We start from the raw sequence: 19,834 nt of genomic DNA, 5'->3' as shown, positions 1-19,834 counted from the left end.
CTTTTTCGGACATCCTTGTCGAGGCTAAGCATGCCCGATTTTCAGTCTAACCTTCTGAATCAAAAGATTTATGCGCCGTACAAGATCGTCGCGCTGGTGGATGCAGTGGCGGAACAGGGCATCCCAGCCGAGGAGGTACTGAAAGGCCTAGGCTTGAGCCAGGAGTCGCTCACGGACCCCGCCACACTGGTCTCGATAAAGCAGTACATCGACGCTTGTACGAACGTCATCGAGGCAGGCGCTAATCTGTCGACCCCTTTTGAAACGGCTGCCAGGCTACACTTGACCGCTTACGGCATGTACGGCTATGCCTTGCTCACTAGCCCGACCATACGAGACTATTTCAATTTCGGAGTGAAATATCACCCCTTGGCCACGCCGACCATGCATATGACTTGGCGTGAGTCTGAAGAGGCCGCCATTTTCGAGTTCAGGGAAGCCTACTCTTACACCACCAATACCAAGACACGAAATTTCTTGATACAGCAGCAATTGGCACAAAACGTCATTCACATTCGTGACGCGGTGGGCCCCAGCTTGACGCCGATGAAGGCCCTGCTTTCCTATCCGGGGAGAGACATCGCTGAGATCCATGAGAGGTACCTATGCTGCCATTGCCACTTCGATCAAGAGACGAGTGAAATCCATTACCCCAAGGAAATTCTCGATCAATCCCCTCTGTTGGGCAATCAACTCTCCATCAAGCTTCTCCAGGAAACCTGCAACCAACTTCTCGGTCAGACCAAAGTTTCTTCAGGGGTCACAGGGGAGGTCTATCAGATCCTGATGATGTCGCCGAACAGCTTTCCCAGCATGGAGGCCGTCGCTAGCCTGCTCTGCATCACCACACGCACCCTGAGGAGAAAGTTGGATGCGGAGGGCACGAGCTATCGAGAAATTCTGGACGATGCTCGCTATACGTTGGCGGCCGAGTACCTGCAGGCGACGAGAATGAGCACCGAAGATATCGCTGCGAGGCTGGGATTCAGCGATAGCGCGAACTTTCGCAGAGCCTTCAAGCGCTGGACCGGCAAGTCACCCTATGAGTTTCGAAAAGGCGCTTCAGGTTAATTCGTCGTTAGAGTCGCTTGGCAGGACGCTGAAGGTGAAACACCACACCACTCCGGCTTCTCCTGGGGCCCAGCACCAAGGGGTCGCTTAGGCCAAGCATTTCTAATCCATTCGAACGCATCTTCGCCTGAGCCGTCCGCTTGTGGGACGATGGGCCTTTTCCAAGGAACGGCCCGGCTATGCTCGAATTCCGCCAGGTTCACAAGACCTACGCCACGCCCCAGGGGCCGCTCGCAGTACTCGCGGGGGTCGACCTGTACTTGGCAGCTGGCGAAAGCCTGGCGCTGATGGGCGAATCGGGCAGCGGCAAGTCGACCCTGCTGCACCTGGCGGCGGGGCTCGACCTGCCGGACAGCGGCGAGGTGCTGGTTGACGGCCGCTCGATCTCCACGCTGGACGAACCGGCCCGCGCCCGACTGCGTCGCGACACCCTGGGCCTGGTGTTCCAGCAGTTCCATCTGGTACCGAGCCTGAACGTGCTCGACAACCTGCGCCTGCAGGCGCGTCTGGCCGGGTGCGAAAGGCCCGAATGGTCAACGCATCTGATCGAACGCCTGGGGCTTGCCGGCATGGAGCGACGCTACCCCGAGCAGCTCTCCGGCGGCCAGCAGCAACGCCTGGCCATCGGCCGGGCGCTGGCGCCGCGCCCCGCCCTGCTGCTGGCCGACGAGCCCACCGGCAACCTCGACGAGACCACCGCCGGTGAGGTGCTGTCACTATTGTTGGATCTCGTGCGCGAGGCCGGCAGCGCTCTGCTGATGGTGACTCACAGTGCCCAGGTGGCGGCACCGCTTGATCGCTGCCTGCATCTCACCCACGGCCGGCTTGGCTTGCCCTCGGGCCAGGCGGTGAGCCACCGCTGATGCTGACCGCCCTGGCTACCCTGCTCTCGCATTACAAGCGCCACCCCGGCCAGCTCGCCATGCTGCTGCTGGGGCTTTGGGTGGCCGGTGCACTATGGAGCGGGGTGCAGGCGATCAACGCCTCGGCCCGCGACAGCTACGCCCGCGCCGAGGCGCTGTTCTCTACCGGGCTCGACCGTCTGGAGCGTCGCGACGACGAGCCGCTGACCCGCGACGACTACCTGCGCCTGCGCCGCGCCGGGCTGCCCGTCTCGCCGCTGCTCGAAGGCTCGCTGGAAGGGTCCGACGGCACCGAGCTGCGCGTGATCGGCATCGACCCGCTCACGTTGCCCGGCGACAGCGCCTTCGCCGCCGCCTCGAGCCAGGGCGTGCTGTCCGACTTTCTCATCCCGCCGTGGCAGGCCCGCGTGGCCCCGGATACCTTGCCTGCGCTGGGCGGTCTGGCCGAGGGCCGGCTGCCGCCGCTGGTACTCTCCCCTTTGCTGCCTCCGAACACCCTGGTCATGGATATTGCCGCCGCGGCGGCGCTGCTCGAGAGCGGTGAACGGCTGTCGCGTCTGGTCACCGCGCCCGACGCACTCGAACACGCCCCCGAGGGGCTGGTGCTGACCCGGGCGGCCTCATTGGTCTCGCCGGGTCAGCTCACCGAGAGCTTCCATCTCAACCTCACCGCCATGGCGCTATTGGCCCTGGTAGTGGGGCTGTTCATCGTCCAGGCGGCGCTGGGCCTGGCCTTGGAGCAACGCCTGGGCATGCTGCGCACGCTGCGCGCTCTGGGTGTTTCGGGGCGTGGCCTGGTCGGCCTGCTGGCGCTAGAGCTGCTGTTGCTGGGGCTTGCCGGCGCCGTGGCCGGCATCGTCAGTGGCGTGTGGCTGGCCCGCCTGCTGCTGCCCGACGTGGCGGCCACCCTGGGCAGCCTGTACGGTGCCGATATCGCCGTCACGCTCAATCTGCCTTGGCATTACTGGCTCGGCGGGCTCGGCGTCACTTTGGGCGGGCTGCTATTGGCCGGCAGCGGTGTGCTGTGGCGGGCCGCCAGGCTCAGCGTGCTGGGACTGGGCCAGGCCCAGGCCTGGCGCGCCGGCTTCTACCGCCAGCTGCGTGGCATGAGCCTGGCGGGAGGCGGCGTCAGCGCAGCGGGGCTCATCCTGTGGGCCTGGCTCTTGCGCCAGCCCGCCGGCGAGGGTCTGCTGCCCGGCTTCGGCCTGATCGCCGCGCTGCTGCTGGCCAGCGCCCTGCTGCTGCCGCCGCTGATCGCCCTGATCCTGGCCGGACTCGGCCGGCTGGTGCGACACCGGCCCCTGGCCCAGTGGGCGCTGGCCGACCTGCAACTGCAACTGCCGCGGCTGGCGCTGGCGATGATGGCGTTGCTGATCGCTCTCTCCGCCAACCTGGGCGTGAGCAGCATGGTCGGCGGTTTTCGCCTCACCTTCCTCGACTGGCTCGACCAGCGCCTGGTGGCGGACTACTACCTGCGCCCGGCCCCCGAGCAGTTCGATGAAGTGCAGGCGTGGCTGGCCAAGCGCCCCGAGGTCGCCGAGCTGCTGCCGACCCGCCATGCCGAGGCGACGCTGCTCGAGATCGATGGCCGCGGCGGATTGCGCTCGCCGCAGGTGTCGGTCGATCTCTACGGCATCACCCCCGGCGAGTCGCTGATTCCGAGCTGGCCGCTGCTCGCGACCCGGGCCGGACGCGACGCCGCCTGGCGAGCGTTTGCCGCGAGCGAGGCCGCCTTCGTCAACGAGCAGCTCGCTATCGACCAGCGACTCGAACCGGGCGACCGCCTGACGCTGACGTCCCCAAGCGGCCAGGAGACGCTGACGGTGGCGGCGATCTATCCCGACTACGGCAATACCCGCGGCGAGGTGCTGCTGGCCACGCCCCACCTGGGCGAGCGCTTCGCCGCCGCCCCCAGCTCGATCGGCATCGTGCTCGCCGCAAACACCGATGCGATTGCGCTGCGGGATGCGCTGCGCCGGCGCTTCACGCTCGGCAGCGACGCGCTGGTCGACCAACGCGAGGTGAAGCGGGTCTCCGTCGAGATCTTCGAGCGCACCTTTACCATTACCCGGGCGCTGAGCGTATTGACCCTGGCGGTGGCCGCCCTGGCGCTGCTGGCCAGCCTGCTGGCCCAGGCCCGGGAACGCCGCCGTCAGCTCGCCCCGCTGTGGGCGCTGGGCGTGCCGCGCGTCCGCCTGGTGACGGTGCAGCTGGCACAGCTGGGCGGCATGGCGCTGGCCGTCGGCGCCCTCGCCGTGCCGCTGGGCAGCGTGCTGGCGCTGGGCCTGGTGGCGGTAATCAACGTGGCCGCTTTCGGCTGGCGCCTGCCACTGCACGTCTTTCCCGGCGACATCGCCGTGACCTTGGCGACCGCCGGCGCGGTGGCGCTGCTCGCCGCGGCGCTCCCCGCGACCCGCCTGTGGCGCACGCCGCCCCGCGCCCTGCTGGCGGAGGAGGGCGACACATGAGGCCTGGATTTGTTGTCACGCTCCTGCTGCTGACGCTGGCTGGCTGCGGCGAGCCGACGCCCGACGAGCCTGCCGGCTTCGCCGGGCTGGGCGAGGCGGCTGACGATTTCGCCCAGGCAGCAAAAGGCATCGAGCTGCGCTTCCCCGAGGATCACGCCGCCCACCCGGACTATCGCATCGAGTGGTGGTACCTCACCGCCAACCTCACGGACGCACACGGCGAGCCACTGGGCCTGCAGTGGACGCTGTTCCGCCAGGCACTCACCCCGCCCGGCCAGCGGCCCGAGCCTACTCCCTGGGCCGCCGACCAGCTGTGGATGGCGCACATGGCTGTCTCCCGAGGCGATACCCACCGCGTGGCCGAGCGCTTCGCCCGCAGTCATTCGTCAGACCAAGAGGGGCAGGCGGGGGCGATCGCCGAACCGTTTCGCGCCTGGATCGACGATTGGCAGCTGGCCAGCCATATAGAAACATCAGGCGATCCGTCAGGCGATGGCGATACCTTCGCCGGGCTGGAGCTGAAGGCGCACCAGGACGACGAGCACGGCGGCTTCGGTTATGACTTGACGTTAACCGCCGAGGGGCCGCTGGTATTGCACGGCGATGCCGGCTTCAGCCAGAAATCGGCCGATGGGGAAGGCTCGATGATCTCTGGTTCCATGTACTACAGCCAGCCCTTCTGGCGCATCGAAGGCGAGGTCACGCTGGATGGCGAGACCCGCGCGGTGAGCGGGCGCGGCTGGCTCGACCGCGAATGGAGCAGCCAGTTGCTCGACGAGCGCCAGCAGGGCTGGGACTGGTTCTCGCTGCATCTGGAGAGTGGCCACAAGCTGATGGCCTTCCAGCTGCGCGGCGGCGGCAAGAATGGCGGCGACTATCGCTCGGGCACTTGGATCTCTCCCGCGGGCGAGCCCACCGCACTGGCCCCGGACGAGCTTGCCATGACGCCGCTCGACACGCGACGCGTGGCGGGGCGCGAGGTACCGACCCATTGGCGCCTGGAGGTTCCCCACGCCGGGCTCGAGCTGATCGTCGAGGCGCCCCACGCCGAGCGCTGGATGGACACCCGCGTACCCTACTGGGAGGGCGAGGTGGTCGCACGTGATGCCGACAGCGGCGAACGCCGCGGGGTAGGATACCTGGAAATGACGGGCTACTGATCGTCGGGCGAGGAGAGCGCCATGAACCTGCTGGATGCCATGACCGCCTACGTGCGCGTTGCCGAACTCGGCAGCTATACCCGCGCGGCGGAGACACTGGATCTGTCGCGCACGCGGGTCTCACGGCTGATCATGGAGTTGGAGAGCCACCTGGGCGTGCGCCTGCTGCAGCGTACCACCCGGCGCCTGCACCTGACCGAGGCCGGCGAAAGCTACCTGGCCAGCGCCCAGGGAATCCTGCAGGCGCTGGAAGAAGCCGAGGCGGAGCTGGGCGCCGGCAGCACCGAGGTATGCGGCCGCCTGCGGGTCAACGGCCCGATGTCCTTCGGCACGCGCTTTCTCGCACCGCTGATCACGCGCTTCATGGTCAAGCACCCCGCGCTGGAGGTACGTCTCGACCTCAACGACCGCCGGGTGGATCTGCTGGAAGAGGGCTACGACCTGGCCATTCGCATCGGCAACCTGCCCGACTCCAGCCTGGTGGCACGGCGCCTGGCACGCTGTCGCATGCTGCCGTGCGCCTCTCCCGAGTACCTGGCCCGTTTCGGCGAACCGCACACGCTCGAGGAGCTGAGCGAGCACCGCTGCCTGCGCTATCGCACCACGAGCGGCAGCGAATGGCAGTTCGGTGGACACCGACTCACGGTTCACGGCCCGCTGGAGAGCAACAACGGCGACGTGCTGACCCACGCCGCCGAGGCCGGGCTGGGCATCGCCCACCAGCCGAGCTTTCTGGTCACCGAAAGCATCCGCCAGGGCCGCCTGGTGCCACTGCTGCAGAACGAGGAGCCGGTCATACTGGGAATCTATGGCGTCTACCCGGCGCGGCGCCACCTGCCGGCCAAGGTCGAGCGGCTGCTCGACTTCCTGGCCGAGGCCTGGGGCGACCCACCGAAGTGGGAGAGGGAAATGGGATTGTCGCCTCTCGCGCAATGATGTTGTTCACACAGTGATGATTATCCCAGCAATCGGGCAGCGTAAAGTGAGGACATCCCTGACAACAACGGAGTCCTTCTCATGCAAGCGCAAGCCACCCAGTCCCTACGCCTCTCCCAGGACCAGTCCCTTCAGGCCCATGCCACCGCCCTGCTGCGAATCTCGCTCGGCGTCATGGCCCTGGCCCACGGCCTGCTCAAGGTATTCGTCTTCACCGTGCCCGGCACCGTCGGTTACTTCGAATCGATCGGCCTGCCCGGCTTCATTGCCTACCTGACCATTCTGGCCGAGGTCGGTGGCGGCCTGGCCCTGCTGCTGGGCGTCTATACCCGCTGGATCAGCCTGGCGCTGATTCCGGTACTGCTCGGCGCCGCCTGGGTGCATGCCGGCAACGGCTGGGTCTTCTCCAACCCGGGCGGCGGCTGGGAGTACCCGGTATTCTGGGCCGTGACACTGCTGGTGCAGGCCGGCCTCGGTAGCGGTAGCCTTGTCCTCAGCCGCCGCTTCGCCTGACCTCTCTGCCTGAACTGGTCCAATGCCTGGCGCCGCCCAGCGGCGCCAGGCATCGAGGAGCTTTTCCAAGGAGCTTTTCCAAGGAGCTATGCCATGTTGCCCAGCCTCTTCATCTCCCATGGTTCGCCCATGCTGGCCCTCACCCCGGGGCCGGCACACGATTTTCTGCGCGAGTTCGGCGCGACGCTTTCGCCCAAGGCCATCGTGGTGGTCTCGGCCCACTGGGCCAGCGAGCGGCTGCTGGTGAGCACCAGCGAGCGGCCCGAGACCATTCACGACTTCGGCGGCTTTCCGCGCGCGCTGTTCGAATGCCAGTACCCGGCACCGGGAGACCCCGAGCTGGCCTTGAAACTGGCTCGCAAGCTCAACGCCGTGCCGGTGGAACGCGGCCTGGATCACGGTGCCTGGGTGCCGCTGTCGCTGATGTTCCCCGCTGCCGATGTGCCGTTGGTATCGCTGTCGCTACCGGTGACCTGGTCGAACCAGGACTTGGTGGAACTGGGTGGGAAGCTGGCGAAGCTGCGCGAGGAAGGTGTGCTGGTGGTCGGCTCGGGCAGCCTGACGCATAACCTGGCCGAGATGCAGGCGCAGGGCACGCCGATGCCGGCCTGGGTCGGCGAGTTCAGCGACTGGATATTCGATAAGCTGACGAGCGGCGAGCGCGACGCGCTGCTGGCGTGGGAAACTGCGCCGCAGGCACGCCGCAACCACCCCACGCCGGAGCACTTCCAGCCGTTGCTGGTGGCGCTGGGCGCGGGCGGCGAAGCCAGCCGCCTGCACCACAGCGTGGAGCACGGCGTGCTGGCAATGGATCTCTACGCCTTCGCCTGAAGGCAAGGCAGGCTGAGACCGTAAGTCAGTCCCCTAGAGCAGACAGGCGGTCGGCCTGGACCACCTCGATCCAGTAACCGTCCACGTCCTTGACGAATACCACGTCCTTCATCTTGCCCTGGTCCGAGCGCTTGACGAATTCGACCTCGTTGGCATCGAACCAGGCCTCGGCGGCCTCGAGGTCCGGCACCGAGAAGCAGATGTGGCCGAAGCCCTGGGGCTCGGCGTTACCGTCGTGATAGGCGAAGTCGGCTTGGGTCTCGGTGCCCCAGTTGTGGGTCAGCTCGAGCAGGCCTCGCTGGCGGAAGGTCCACACCGTGCGTTCACCCTGTTCCTCCGGCACCTGCTCGCTCTCGTCCAGCTTGGCGAGGAAGTAGAGCGAGAAACCCATCTCGTCGAAATCGAGGCGGCGCATCACCTGCATGCCGAACACCCGGGTGTAGAAGGCCAGCGCCTTTTCCGGATCCTTGATCCGCAGCATCGTATGGTTGAGGCGAAAGCCCTGCGAGTCCGGCGTGGGGGCCTGTACGCCGGGATGCTGCTCTCCCTTGAAGCTCATGCGTCTTCTCTCCTTAGGCTTGGCATGGGCTGTTGATGATGCGGGTCGCTTCGACGTTTTTCCAGCCGTCCGCCGCTGCCATGAGTTCCCGGTTCGAGCTAAAGTAGGGAAAGTACCGCTGCGTAGAGCGACTGCCGATGCCGACCTCGTCACTGCCAACTCCGGTTACGCCGAGACTGTTCAGCCTCGATGCCGGACGCCTGCTGCGCCGCTTGGCACTGCTGCTGGCGTTGGCCCTGCTGGCCGGCTGTGCCAGCCGCGACCTCGCCACTCACGATCCGCGCCGTGGCACGGATGGGCTCTCCATCGAACGCGCCCTGATCCTCGCCACCGCCAAGGAGGCCCTGGGTACGCCCTATCGCTTCGGCGGTAACTCGTCGAAGGGGCTCGACTGCTCGGGCCTGGTGGAAATGGCCTACCGTTCAGCGGGCATCCAGGTGCCGCGTACCGCCGACGAGCAATTTCGCCACCTGCCGACAGTGGAAGCGGCCCGCCCGGGCGACCTGCTTTTCTTCGGCGACCGGCGCAAGGCCACCCATGTGGGCATCTATCGCGGCAACGGCCAGATGATTCATGCCCCCGGCAGTGGTCGCAGGGTGGTCAGCGTACCGCTCGACGTGGCCTACTGGCAGGAGCGTTTTTTGGGCGCCGCGGGACCTGCGCCCTGACGCCGGCCCAGCACAGGGGTATCATCGAGGCATAACCATTTCCGGCTGGAAGCGTCATGTCCCTTGATCTCTCTCTCTATCTGGTCACCGACCCAGAGCTCTGCGCCCGTCAAGGGCTGGTCGAGACCGTGGTGGCCGCAGTGCGCGGCGGTGTTACTGTCGTACAGCTACGCGACAAGCAAGCCTCCGACGGCGAGATGATCGACCAGGCGCGCCGCCTCAAGGCCGCGCTGGCCGGCAGCGGGGTGCCGCTGATCATCAATGATCGTCTGGCGGTAGCGCTGGAAAGCGGTGCCGACGGCCTGCATATCGGCCAGGACGACGGCGACGTGGCAGCAGCCCGAAGCGCACTGGGCGAGGCGGCCATCCTCGGCCTCTCGGTACAGAATCACGACCAGCTCGCCCGCCTCGAGCCAGCCAGGCTCGACTACCTCGGCTTCGGCCCGGTATTCGCCACTACGACCAAGCGCAACCATGCCACGCCGCTGGGCTTTGACGGCCTGGCCGCGCTGGTGGCAGCAAGTCCGCTGCCGGCAGTGGCCATCGGCGGGCTCAAGGCCGAGCACGCACGCCAGGTGCGTGCCGCCGGCGCCCAGGGACCGGCGGTGATATCGGCAATCTGCGGACAGCCCGATCCCGAAGCGGCCGCACGGGCGTTCCTAGTCGACTGAAATCAATGGGCCGGCGGGTAGTCGCGACGCCGGCTCAGGCGTCGCGGCGCTCCTGCTCGCGAGCGAAGCGCTGCATGACGTCCAGGGTTTCCTGGCTGACGTGGTGTTCCATGCCCTCGGCATCGATACGCGCGGTGCGGTCGCTGACCCCAAGGGCGCGCAGGAACTGCAACACGATGGCATGGCGCTGATTCGACATGGCCGCCATCGCCTCCCCTTTCTCGGTCAGGAACAGCGAGCGGTAGGGCTTGCTGGAGACCAGTCCCAGCGCCTTGAGCCGGGTCACCGTTTTCGACACCGTGGCCTGGCTGACTCCCATACGGGCAGCGATATCCGTCGCGCGAGCCTCGCCTTGATGCTCCAGCAGGTCGGCGATCAGCTCCACGTAATCTTCGAGCAGCTCGGTTTCATGAGCATTGCGCACGGCAGCGTACTGCTGCGCATGCTGGTCGCTGGGCGGCAGGGCATCCGCCTTGCAAAGGCGATCCGGCGTCACATCGTTCGGGGAATCGGTCATCGCGCCAATATAGCCAATGTTCTGATAGCGCAGCAACAGTGCGCCGATAGAGATTTCCTACTACGCTACAACTTAACCTTGGCTAAAATAGTAGCTATGCTCTTAGAAACTCACTGTAACGAAACAACTCGTATTCAACGGCCCTGATACCAGAGACCCGACATCAAAGGAGAGTGATCGATGCCGCTTCCCAAGGGATGGATACTGCTTAGCGCCCTTGCGCTAGCCCTGCCGACTGCGGCCCATGCCGAGGAGTCGCCGCTCAGGGTTGCGGCCACCTTCTCCGTGCTGGGCGACCTCGTACGCGAAGTCGCAGGCGACGACGCTGAGGTCGAGGTGCTGACCCCGGTGGGTGCGGAAGTCCACGAATGGGAGCTGGTGCCGAGCAATTTCGTCGCCCTCGAGGAAGCCGACGTGGTGTTCTACAACGGCTACGGCCTGGAGCAATGGATCAGCCAGGTCGAGGCCACGGTGGGGGACGATGTGCCGCTGGTCGCCCTGGCCGAAGAGAGCGGCTACGCCACTCAGCCGATCGCCACCGGCGACTTCGCTGGCGAGGCCGACCCCCACGTGTGGATGGATCCGCGCGCCGCCGCCGAGTATGCCCGGGTGATTGCCGATACCCTCGCCGAGGCCCGGCCAGGCGCCGCCGATGCCTTCCGGTCGCGTGCCGAGGCGCTGGGAGAAACGCTTGACGCCCTGCATGACGAGCTCACTCAGACCCTTGCCGCCATCCCCGATGATCAGCGTCTGCTGATAACCAGCGAAGCGGCCTTCCTCTACTTCGCCGACGCCTTCGGCTTCGAACATGACGGCATCTGGGGCAACAACGCCGAGCAGGAGGGCTCTCCCAATCAGGTCATGCGCATCGTCGACAAGATCGAAGAGCGCCAGCCGGCCGCCCTCTTCTGGGAGAGCACGATCTCCGATCGCCACGTGCGCAGCGTCGCCGGCGAGACTCAGGTGGAAATCGCCGGGCCGCTCTACGTCGACTCCCTCAGCGAGCCGGATGGCGAGGCGCCGGATTATGCCGGCATGCTGCGCCATAACGCCCGGCTGTTGGTCGATGCCTTGGGAGGTGAAAAATGACGGAAACCGTGCCCGCGCTTCAGGCACGCCGGCTCTGTGCCGCCTACCACCAGCAGCCCGTGCTTGAGGACATCACCCTGTCGCTGCCCCAGGGGCAGTGGACCGCCATCGTCGGCCCCAACGGCGCCGGCAAGTCGAGCCTGCTCAACCTGGTGATCGGCAGCCTCGCGCCGCTGCGCGGTGAGCTGCGGGTTCTCGGCGAGAGCCCTGCCGCACAGCGCCGGGCCGGCAACATCGCCTATATGGCACAGCAGGAAAACATGGAGTGGGATTTTCCCATTTCGGTACGCGACACGGTACTGACCGGGCGCTATGGCCTGATGCGTCATGACCCGCTGTGGCGGCGCCTGGCCCCGCGCCACTGGGCCGATCCCAGCCATCGCCAGGCGGTGGAGGCTGCCCTCGACGCCGTCGACATGGCCGACTACGCCATGCGTCCCATCGGCGAACTTTCCGGGGGGCAGAAGAAGCGCGTGATGCTGGCCCGAGCCTTGGCGCAGCAGGCCCGGATCCTGCTGCTCGACGAACCCCTGGCGGGCGTGGACCCACCCAGCGAGGCGCTGATCCTCGATACCCTCGAGCGCGAGCGCCGCGCCGGACGCACCGTCATCATGGTGACCCATGACATGCCCAGCGCACGGGTCCACGCCGACAATGTGCTATTGATCAATCGCACCCTGGTCGGCATGGGTGCGCCGGACGAGATGCTCAGCGATGCCATGCTGGCACGCCTGGCGGTGGGTGACCGCGGAGCGCTGAGCGGAGGTGAGCGTGTTGCCGCTTGAAAGTCTGGCCCTGGGTACGATCGATGCCTTGACCGCCCTGCTGATGCAGGCGGTCGACCTGCTGCCGGAAAACCTGGCCGCGCCCTTCGAATATCGCTTCATGCAGCGTGCCCTGCTCACCTCGGTGCTGGTAGGGGCGATCTGCGGACTGCTCTCCTGCTACGTGGTGCTCAAGCGCTGGTCGTTGCTGGGCGATGCCATCTCCCATGCGGTGCTGCCCGGCGTGGCCATCGCCTATCTGCTGGGCTGGCCGTTCTTCATCGGCGCCTTCATCACCGGCGCGCTGACCTCGCTGGGTATCGGCGCCATCGAACGTCATACGCGCATCAAGTCGGATGCGGCGATGGGACTGATGTTCACTGCCGCGTTCGCGCTGGGCATCGTGATCATCAGCAAGATCGCCACCAGTACCCATCTGCTGCATATCCTGTTCGGCAACGTGCTGGGGGTTAAGGACTCGGCGCTGATACTCACGCTGCTGGCCAGCGTGGTGACGCTGCTGGCGATCTGGCTGGCCTATCGCCCGCTGCTGCTCTACACCTTCGACCCGCAGCAGGCCCAGGCGCTGGGGTTCAATACCGGCGCGATTCACTACGGGCTGATCCTGCTGCTGACGCTGACCATCGTCGCCAGCCTGGAGACCGTGGGCATCATCTTGGTGGTGGCCATGCTGATCACTCCCGGTGCCACCGCCCACCTGCTCACCGACCGCTTTCCCCGCATGCTGGCCATCTCGGTCGGCGTCGGCGTGACGTCGGCCGTGGTGGGGCTGGTGCTATCGGTCAAGCTGGACGTCGCCTCGGGCGGTGCCATCGTGCTGGTCGCCTCGGCGCTGTTCCTCGTCGCCCTGCTCGCCGCGCCCAAGCATGGGCTGGTGGCCCGCCACTGGCGGCGCTGGCGCCTGAACCAGACCAGCCAAACGTAGACTAGAAGATCGGGAACTCAGGGAAACACCGCGCAATGCAGCGATTCGCTCGCGCATGCGTTTGTGCTGTGCTTCCTCACGAAGTGGGGCGACGCTTCAGCGTAGTCCGGCGGTCGTGATAGGCGATTGCCAGGCCGCTGCCGATGATCAGGATGCTACCGACGAACACCCATACATCGGGCATCTCGCCCCAGAACCACCAGCCCAGCAATACCGCCCACAGCATGGCGGTGTAGTCGAAGGGCGCGGCAATGGCCGCCGGCGCATGGCGAAACGCCATGGTGATGAAGGCCGTGGCACCTACCCCGATCACCCCGGCACCGAGGAACCCCAGCCAATGCCAGGGGTGGGGCGTCTGCCACACCCATGGCAGGGTGACGGAGGTGATCACCAGGGGCACCAGGGTGATGTAGAAGACCATCGCCCAAAGATGCTCGCGACCACCATAGCGTCGCGAAGTGATCATGAGCAGAGCATAGAAAACCGCCGCAGCCAGCATGACCAATGCGCCGGGATGGAAACCCTCTCCGCCCGGCCGCACTACCACCATCACACCCGCAAAGCCCAGCAGCGAAGCCGCCACGACTTGAAGATCGACCCGCTCGCCGAGCAGCGGCACCGACAACAGCGTGACGAACAGCGGTGCAGCGAAGGCAATGGCCGTGGCCTCGGCCAGCGGCAGCATGGTCAACCCCAGCACGAAGCAGCCCATGGTGCCGGTGTATATCAGGCCGCGCACCAGGTGAACCCCGGGGCGGCAAGTACGCAGCTTGGTAAGACCGCCGCCGTAGTGGGCCAGCACGGCGATCAACGGCAGCGATACCAGCGAGCGGAAGAAGATGATCTGCAGCGGCGAGTGTACCTCGCCCAGCCACTTGGCGATGGCATCGCCAATCGCCAGGCACAGCACACCGGCGCACATGAACAAGATGCCCTTCAATGATGGCGACATGGAGCCCCCTCGGCTTCGCTGGCTGCAAAAAAACCACCCCGCCGACCAAAAGGCAGCGGGGCTTATTGATTAACAACCTAATGGCTGGCGTAAGCTGCGGCAAGTGCGACGCCCCAAGATGGCGCATTTGACCATGAGCAGGTCGAGGCCGGGATGGATCTGCTTTCGCGCTTCTGAGATGCTTGGCTAGGCAAAACACGTTATGTTATAACGCAACATTCTCAACTCTCAGCAGGGTCTACACCCTTCCTTTTCGACCACCGTCCTGCGGCTCCTCACGCGGAGGCCATGCGCCGCATGAATGATATGTTATAGAGTTCCAAAAGGAGGCGACATGCTGCCCGGTACAATTGCGAAAACCGTGCATTGGGCGTTCGGCCAGGACATCGCGGTGCTACCCCGTATCTTCGACGATGGCATCACCCTGGCGGTGATGGAGCGCCGGCTCGACTCGGCCCTGACCCTGGCCGTACGGGCACAGCTCTGCCACCCGCGTGGCCTCGAATGGCAGTGGCGCGGCGCACCCGGCCCGGCGATGCAAGAGGACCTGGCTCGCCGACTGCCCGCCCCCGAAGCCGGTGAAGCGCTGGTGGAGGATATCGGCACGATCGCCGAGGCCATGGCTTACCTCTTCTCGACCGAGACCATCGGCATTCGCCTGCGCACGCTGGAAGGCGCCATGTGCCCACGCTTTCACGTCGACAACCTGCCGGTGCGTCTGGTGAGTACCTATGCCGGCCCGGCTAGCGAGTGGCTGCCGGAGCATGCCGTCAATCGAGACGGACTCGGCGCCCCGCATCCGCACAAACCCGATATCGTTGCCGACCCCGGCGCCATCCAGCAGCTCGGGGTGGGCGACCTCGCCCTGCTGAAAGGCGGCGGCTGGGTCGGTAACGAAACACGCGGCCTGGTGCACCGCAGCCCACAGCCTGCCCCGGGCGAGCGCCGCCTGCTGCTGGCGCTGGATCCGGGCTGAACGCCCGAGTCGCTTATCGTCTGTCTTGAACAACCCCTGCAAGGAAAAATCCTGCCATGCCACTGCCTTCTCGTTCGCTGCTCCCAGGTTCCTTACTGCTTGGCCTTGCCCTGCTGCCCCTGACAGCCGTCGCCGACCGGCCGCTCTCCGTGGTCGCTCCCTGGGAGATCACCGGCGCCGACCCGTCGACCTCGGGCTATGTCTACGCGCGCATGCGCGTCGCCGAGACGCTGGTCGACACCGATGCCGCAGGGCAGCCCGCGCCGGGGCTGGCAGAGTCCTGGCAGGTCAGTGAAGATGGCCTGGCCTGGCGCTTCGCCCTGCGCGAAGGCGTCAGCTTCCACGACGGCAGTCCGCTCACGGCCCAAGCAGCGGCTGCCAGCCTCGAGCACGCACGGGCCAAACCGGGCATCCTCGACTCCGCGCCCATTGCGGCCATCGAAGCCGACGGCAACGAGGTGGTGGTCCAGCTCGAATCTCCCTTCGCTCCGCTACCGGCCCTGCTGGCCCACTCCACCACGCTGATTCTCGCCCCGGCAGCCTATGACGACGAGGGACGGGTCTCCCAAGTCATCGGAACCGGCCCTTACCGGGTGGAAAGCGTGGCGCCCCCGCAGCGGCTTGGCGTAGAACGCTTCGACGACTATTGGGGCGAAGCACCCGCCATCGACAGCGCCAGCTACCTGGCGGTGGGCCGCGGCGAGACCCGGGCGCTGATGGCAGAGAGCGGCGATGCCGACGTGGTGTTCACTCTCGATCCGGCAAGCCAGGCTCGCCTGGCTCGCAACGACCGCCTCGCCCTGCATGCCGAGCCGATTCCGCGCACCATCGTGTTCAAGGTCAATGCCGCTCACCCGCTTCTCGAGGACGAACGCGCCCGCCAGGCGCTGAGCCTGGCCATCGACCGCGAGGGTATCGCCGCCGGTCTCCTACGCAACCCCGAGGCGGCCGCCGCCGAGCTGTTCCCGGCCAGCCTCGGCTCCTGGCATCTCGGCCTGGATGCCGGCGAAGCACGCGATTTGGAGCGCGCCCGTGAGCTGCTCGCCGAGCTTGGCTGGCAAGCCAATGGCAACGGCGTGCTCGAGCGTGACGGCGAAGCCTTCGAGCTGACCCTGCGTACCTTCTCCGACCGCCCCGAGCTGCCGCTGGTAGCCACTGCCTTGCAGGACCAGTGGCGCGAACTCGGCGTGGCGCTGGAAGTCGCCGTAGGCAACGCCAGCGAGATCCCCTCCGGCCACCGCGACGGCAGCCTGGAGCTGGGCCTGATGGCACGCAACTACGGCCTGGTACCCGACCCGCTGGGCACCCTGCTCGACGACTTCGGCGCCGACCCCGAGTCCATGGGCGGCGACTGGGGTGCCATGGGCTGGCGCGACGCCGACCTGGCCGGCTGGCTCGACACCCTGCGCCAGGAGGCCGACATGGAGGCCCGCAGCGAACTGGCCGGGCAGGTGGCACGCCGCCTGAACGAGGCCATGCCGGTCGTGCCCGTGGCCTGGTACCAGCAGACCGCCGCGGTCAACGCCGAGCTCGAAGGCTTCTCCATCGACCCGCTGGAGCGCAGCTACCGCATCGACGAGCTGAGGTGGAGTGAATGAGTCAAGTGCTGGCTTCACGGACGACTCCACGCTGGACGACAGGCCTCGGCGACCTGCTGCTGCAGCGCCTGTTCCAGGCCGGGCTGGTGGCGTGGATGGTCGGCACCCTGACCTTCGTGCTGACCCGCTCTCTGCCCGGCGACATGGCCTACCGTATCGCTGCCGGTCGTTACGGGCACGACATGGTCAACACCAGCGCCGCCGAGGCGGTACGCGCCGAGTTGGCGCTGGACCAGCCGGCGCTCGGCGCCTACTTCGGCTGGCTGTGGGATCTACTGCAATTCAACCTGGGCCGCTCGCTGGTCAGCGGCGAGCCGGTGCTGGCTGAGTTGTGGCATCAGCTCGGCCATTCACTGGGCCTGGCAACGATGGCGGTACTGCTCTCGCTGCTGCTGGGCCCACCGCTGGGGCTGATCGCCGGTCTCAAGCCCAACGGCTGGCTGGATCGCGTGAGCGAAGTGGCGGCCAGCGTACTGCGCGCCCTGCCGCCCTTCGCCGTGGGCCTGCTGCTGATCCTGATCTTCTCGGTGTCGCTGGGATGGTTGCCCGCCGCCGGTCATGGCCGCAGCGCCCATGGCGTGCTCCCCGCGCTGACCCTGGCGCTGGCCCTGGCCGCCATCTCCAGCCGGGTGGCGCGCAACGCCATGGCCGACGTATCGCAATCGGCCTACTACGCCTTCTCGCGCACCAAGGGGCTAGGCGAGCGTCAGAGCTTCCTGCGTCACGGCTTGCGCAATGCCGCGGTGCCGGTGATCGCCTATCTCGGCGTGCAGTTCGTCTACCTGATCGAGGGCGTGGTGGTGGTCGAGACCCTGTTCGCCTGGCCCGGCATCGGCCACGCCCTGGTACACGCCATCGTCGCTCGCGACGTGCCGATGGTCCAGGGTACCGCCCTGGTCATGGGCCTGATGTTCGTCGTCCTCAATACCGTGGTGGACCTGCTCTGCCACTGGCTCGACCCCAGGAGGCGCAGCGCATGACCACGCTAGCCATGACTCCCCATCGCCGCTGGGCGCTGCCTGCACTCAACCGTCGCCAGCAGATCGGCGCTGCTCTGCTCGCGCTGCTGCTCGCCTTCGCCTGGCTGGTACCCTGGCTCTCCGATGCCGACCCCGCACGCCAGCAGCTCACCCGCATCCTGCAGTGGCCATCGTTCGCCGAACCGCTGGGTACCGACCATCTGGGCCGCAGCCTGCTGGCACGGCTGGCGTCCGCCGTGCGCCTGTCGCTGGGCATGGCGCTGCTCAGCGTGGCCAGCGCCGCCGTGCCGGGGGTGCTCCTCGGCGTGATCGCCGGCTGGCGCGGTGGCTGGCTCGATCGCGTGCTGGGCAGCCTGGCCGATGCCTGCCTGGCACTGCCGGGCCTGCTGCTGGTACTGCTGCTCGTCGCCATCGCCCCGGGGAACTTCTGGGCGCTCTATGTCGGCATCTCGCTGGTGCTGTGGATCGAGTATTTCCGCGTGGTACGCGCGCGTACCCGGATCCTGGTCGCCTCGCCGCAGCTCGAGGCGAGCCGGCTGCTCGGCTTCGGCCCGCTCTACCTGTTCCGCCGCCATCTGTGGCCGGAACTCGCACCGCAGGTGCTGACCCTGGCTGCCTTCGGTGCCGCCAGCGCGATACTCGCCATGGCCGCGCTGGGCTTCGTCAGCGTCGGCCTGCGCCCTCCCACCGCCGAGCTGGGGCTGATGATGATCGAACTGCTGCCCTACTATCATGAAGCACCCTGGGCCATGGCCCAGCCGATACTCGTGCTGTTCGTGCTGGTGCTGAGCCTGAACCTGCTGGCCGGAAGGGATCCGCGATGAGTAGCTACTTACTTCAAGCCGAGGGCCTGACGATCCGGGGCGAGGACGTCACGATCGCGCCTTTCTCCTGCTCGCTCGCCCCCGGCGGTCGCCTGACCCTGCTCGGCGAAACCGGCTCGGGCAAGAGCCTGCTCGCCCAGGCGATCATGGGCACGCTGCCGAAGGGACTCGTCGCCCAAGGTCAACTGGTCATCGATGGCGAGGCGTTCGATGCCACCGACACCACGTCGCGGCGAGCGCTGTGGGGCCACCGCCTGGCGCTGCTGCCCCAAGAGCCCTGGCATGCGCTGGACCCCACCATGCGCGCCGTTTCGCAGATCGCCGAGAGCCATCATCACGTGGCCGGACGCGACCAAAGGGCGTCACTGCAAGCCGCCTGGGCCGATCTGAACGAGCTGGGCCTGCCGGAAGCCGGCGACAAGCTGCCCGGCGAACTCTCCGGCGGCATGGCGCAGCGCGTGGCCTTCGCCGCCGCCAGTGCCGGCGGCGCGCCCATCGTCATCGCCGACGAACCCACCAAGGGCCTCGATGCTCCCAGGCGCGATGCGGTGGTAGAACTGCTGGCGCGAACGCCCGAGGCGGCCGGTGCTCTGCTCACCATTACCCACGACATCGACGTGGCTCGCCGTCTCGGCGGCGAAGTGGTCATACTGCGCCAGGGTCAGGTGGTCGAGCGCGGCCCGGCCCAGCAAGTGCTCACTCACCCGCAAAGCGAGTACACCAAGCGCTTGCTGGACGCCGAGCCCAGCCGCTGGCCGGCCCCTGCGCCGCTCGGCGAGAGCGACATGGCAGCGGTCGTGACCGCCAACGGCCTGGCCAAGGTCCGCGGCGGTCGCGAACTGTTCCGCGACCTTTCGCTGACGGTGCGCCCCGGCGAGATCGTCGGCGTGGTCGGCCCATCCGGTTGCGGCAAGAGTACGCTCGGCGACATGCTGCTCGGCGTGACCCGGGCCGATGAAGGCGAGGTTTGGCGTGCAGTGGGGCACTCGCTCGGCTTCCAGAAGCTCTATCAGGACCCGCCGGCAGCCTTCTCGCCGCACTGGCGGCTCTCGCGACTGCTCGACGACCTGGTCCGCCGCCATCGCCTGGATCGCAGCAGCATCGCCCCGCTGATGGCGCGTCTGGGGCTTGACGAGAATCTGCTGGGTCGTCGACCCGGCGAAATCTCGGGCGGCGAGCTGCAGCGCTTCGCCATCCTGCGCGTGCTGCTACTCAATCCGTGTTTCCTGTTCGCCGACGAGCCCACCTCGCGTCTCGACCCCATCACCCAGCGCCAGACGCTGGCGCTGCTGGTCGAACTGGCCCGCGAACGGCGCTGCGGGGTGATGCTGGTGAGTCACGACCCGGCGCTGATCGAGCGGATCTGTGACCGCAGGATCACGCTTGGGAACGAGAGCATGAGCGTGACCAAGCGTGAGCGCGAGCCGGCCATGGCCTGAGACGTCACC

20 protein-coding genes are annotated in these 19,834 nt (G+C 66.9%); 17 read left to right on the top strand and 3 right to left on the bottom strand.

What is annotated here, in order from left to right:
- Positions 1 to 30 precede the first annotated feature (30 nt).
- The 7 genes from HNO53_RS01455 (at position 31) to HNO53_RS01425 (ending at position 7,842) form a co-directional block, all read left to right on the top strand.
- Positions 31 to 1,071, top strand: a complete 1,041-nt coding sequence (locus tag HNO53_RS01455) for an AraC family transcriptional regulator (protein ID WP_209475640.1) — start codon at positions 31 to 33, stop codon at positions 1,069 to 1,071.
- Between the two features lie 179 nt (positions 1,072 to 1,250).
- Positions 1,251 to 1,934: an ABC transporter ATP-binding protein gene (locus tag HNO53_RS01450; RefSeq protein ID WP_209475638.1), complete on the top strand. Its 684-nt coding sequence runs from the start codon at positions 1,251 to 1,253 to the stop codon at positions 1,932 to 1,934.
- Positions 1,934 to 4,402, top strand: coding sequence for an ABC transporter permease (locus HNO53_RS01445; RefSeq protein ID WP_209475636.1), 2,469 nt, complete (start codon positions 1,934 to 1,936; stop codon positions 4,400 to 4,402). The genes HNO53_RS01450 and HNO53_RS01445 overlap by 1 nt, the downstream gene beginning before the upstream one ends.
- Positions 4,399 to 5,562 (top strand): lipocalin-like domain-containing protein, encoded by a 1,164-nt coding sequence (locus HNO53_RS01440; protein ID WP_209475634.1) that lies wholly within the window; start codon positions 4,399 to 4,401, stop codon positions 5,560 to 5,562. Before HNO53_RS01445 ends, HNO53_RS01440 begins: the two co-directional genes overlap by 4 nt.
- A 21-nt stretch (positions 5,563 to 5,583) precedes the next feature.
- Positions 5,584 to 6,498 (top strand): LysR family transcriptional regulator, encoded by a 915-nt coding sequence (locus HNO53_RS01435; protein ID WP_209475633.1) that lies wholly within the window; start codon positions 5,584 to 5,586, stop codon positions 6,496 to 6,498.
- Between the two features lie 81 nt (positions 6,499 to 6,579).
- Positions 6,580 to 7,011 carry a DoxX family protein gene (locus HNO53_RS01430; RefSeq protein WP_209475630.1) on the top strand — a complete coding sequence of 144 codons (432 nt, stop codon included), beginning with the start codon at positions 6,580 to 6,582 and terminating at the stop codon, positions 7,009 to 7,011.
- Between the two features lie 93 nt (positions 7,012 to 7,104).
- Entirely contained in the window at positions 7,105 to 7,842 is a 738-nt protein-coding gene (locus tag HNO53_RS01425; RefSeq protein WP_209475627.1) for a DODA-type extradiol aromatic ring-opening family dioxygenase, read from the top strand.
- A gap of 25 nt (positions 7,843 to 7,867) precedes the next feature.
- Here the strand turns inward: HNO53_RS01425 and gloA are convergent, their stop codons facing one another.
- Positions 7,868 to 8,401: a lactoylglutathione lyase gene (gene gloA, locus HNO53_RS01420; RefSeq protein ID WP_209475625.1), complete on the bottom strand. Its 534-nt coding sequence runs from the start codon at positions 8,399 to 8,401 to the stop codon at positions 7,868 to 7,870.
- 137 nt (positions 8,402 to 8,538) lie between these two features.
- Here gloA and HNO53_RS01415 point away from each other — a divergent pair, with 137 nt between their 5' ends.
- Both HNO53_RS01415 and thiE read left to right on the top strand, forming a co-directional pair.
- On the top strand, positions 8,539 to 9,069 hold the full coding sequence (locus HNO53_RS01415; RefSeq protein ID WP_209475623.1) for a C40 family peptidase: 531 nt from the start codon (positions 8,539 to 8,541) through the stop codon (positions 9,067 to 9,069).
- A 56-nt stretch (positions 9,070 to 9,125) separates the two neighbouring features.
- Positions 9,126 to 9,740: a thiamine phosphate synthase gene (thiE, locus tag HNO53_RS01410; protein ID WP_209475621.1), complete on the top strand. Its 615-nt coding sequence runs from the start codon at positions 9,126 to 9,128 to the stop codon at positions 9,738 to 9,740.
- 34 nt (positions 9,741 to 9,774) lie between these two features.
- Here thiE and mntR read toward each other — a convergent pair whose 3' ends face one another.
- Positions 9,775 to 10,257, bottom strand: coding sequence for a manganese-binding transcriptional regulator MntR (gene mntR, locus HNO53_RS01405; protein WP_209475619.1), 483 nt, complete (start codon positions 10,255 to 10,257; stop codon positions 9,775 to 9,777).
- A 180-nt stretch (positions 10,258 to 10,437) separates the two neighbouring features.
- Here mntR and HNO53_RS01400 point away from each other — a divergent pair, with 180 nt between their 5' ends.
- The 3 genes from HNO53_RS01400 to HNO53_RS01390 are packed head-to-tail and all read left to right on the top strand — an operon-like array spanning position 10,438 to position 13,056.
- Positions 10,438 to 11,346, top strand: a complete 909-nt coding sequence (locus tag HNO53_RS01400) for a metal ABC transporter solute-binding protein, Zn/Mn family (RefSeq protein ID WP_209475617.1) — start codon at positions 10,438 to 10,440, stop codon at positions 11,344 to 11,346.
- A complete protein-coding gene (locus HNO53_RS01395) occupies positions 11,343 to 12,131 on the top strand; it encodes a metal ABC transporter ATP-binding protein (RefSeq protein WP_209475615.1) in 789 nt (262 codons plus the stop codon). Before HNO53_RS01400 ends, HNO53_RS01395 begins: the two co-directional genes overlap by 4 nt.
- A 43-nt stretch (positions 12,132 to 12,174) precedes the next feature.
- Positions 12,175 to 13,056 carry a metal ABC transporter permease gene (locus tag HNO53_RS01390; RefSeq protein WP_420827863.1) on the top strand — a complete coding sequence of 294 codons (882 nt, stop codon included), beginning with the start codon at positions 12,175 to 12,177 and terminating at the stop codon, positions 13,054 to 13,056.
- Positions 13,057 to 13,132: 76 nt separating this feature from the next.
- On the opposite strand, the gene HNO53_RS01385 is transcribed toward HNO53_RS01390, so the two are convergent.
- The gene (locus HNO53_RS01385) at positions 13,133 to 14,008 is read right to left on the bottom strand and encodes a DMT family transporter (RefSeq protein WP_209475611.1); all 876 of its coding nucleotides are present in this window, start codon (positions 14,006 to 14,008) and stop codon (positions 13,133 to 13,135) included.
- Positions 14,009 to 14,342: 334 nt separating this feature from the next.
- Between HNO53_RS01385 and HNO53_RS01380 the strand changes: the two genes are divergently transcribed.
- The 5 genes from HNO53_RS01380 to HNO53_RS01360 are packed head-to-tail and all read left to right on the top strand — an operon-like array spanning position 14,343 to position 19,825.
- Positions 14,343 to 14,984: a DUF1826 domain-containing protein gene (locus tag HNO53_RS01380; RefSeq protein ID WP_209475609.1), complete on the top strand. Its 642-nt coding sequence runs from the start codon at positions 14,343 to 14,345 to the stop codon at positions 14,982 to 14,984.
- Between the two features lie 56 nt (positions 14,985 to 15,040).
- A complete protein-coding gene (locus HNO53_RS01375) occupies positions 15,041 to 16,582 on the top strand; it encodes an ABC transporter substrate-binding protein (RefSeq protein WP_209475607.1) in 1,542 nt (513 codons plus the stop codon).
- Positions 16,579 to 17,562 (top strand): ABC transporter permease, encoded by a 984-nt coding sequence (locus tag HNO53_RS01370; protein WP_209475605.1) that lies wholly within the window; start codon positions 16,579 to 16,581, stop codon positions 17,560 to 17,562. The genes HNO53_RS01375 and HNO53_RS01370 overlap by 4 nt, the downstream gene beginning before the upstream one ends.
- Complete coding sequence (locus HNO53_RS01365; protein ID WP_209475603.1) at positions 17,559 to 18,386, top strand: ABC transporter permease; 828 nt, start codon at positions 17,559 to 17,561, stop codon at positions 18,384 to 18,386. Before HNO53_RS01370 ends, HNO53_RS01365 begins: the two co-directional genes overlap by 4 nt.
- Positions 18,383 to 19,825 carry an ABC transporter ATP-binding protein gene (locus HNO53_RS01360; RefSeq protein ID WP_209475602.1) on the top strand — a complete coding sequence of 481 codons (1,443 nt, stop codon included), beginning with the start codon at positions 18,383 to 18,385 and terminating at the stop codon, positions 19,823 to 19,825. The genes HNO53_RS01365 and HNO53_RS01360 overlap by 4 nt, the downstream gene beginning before the upstream one ends.
- The last annotated feature ends 9 nt before the right edge of the window (positions 19,826 to 19,834 follow it).

Origin of the sequence: Billgrantia antri, from assembly GCF_017868935.1 — a bacterium.
GTDB classification, from domain to species: Bacteria; Pseudomonadota; Gammaproteobacteria; order Pseudomonadales; family Halomonadaceae; genus Halomonas; species Halomonas antri.
Note: the sequence above shows the minus strand (reverse complement) of the source record. Positions and strands in the feature narration are given on the sequence as shown.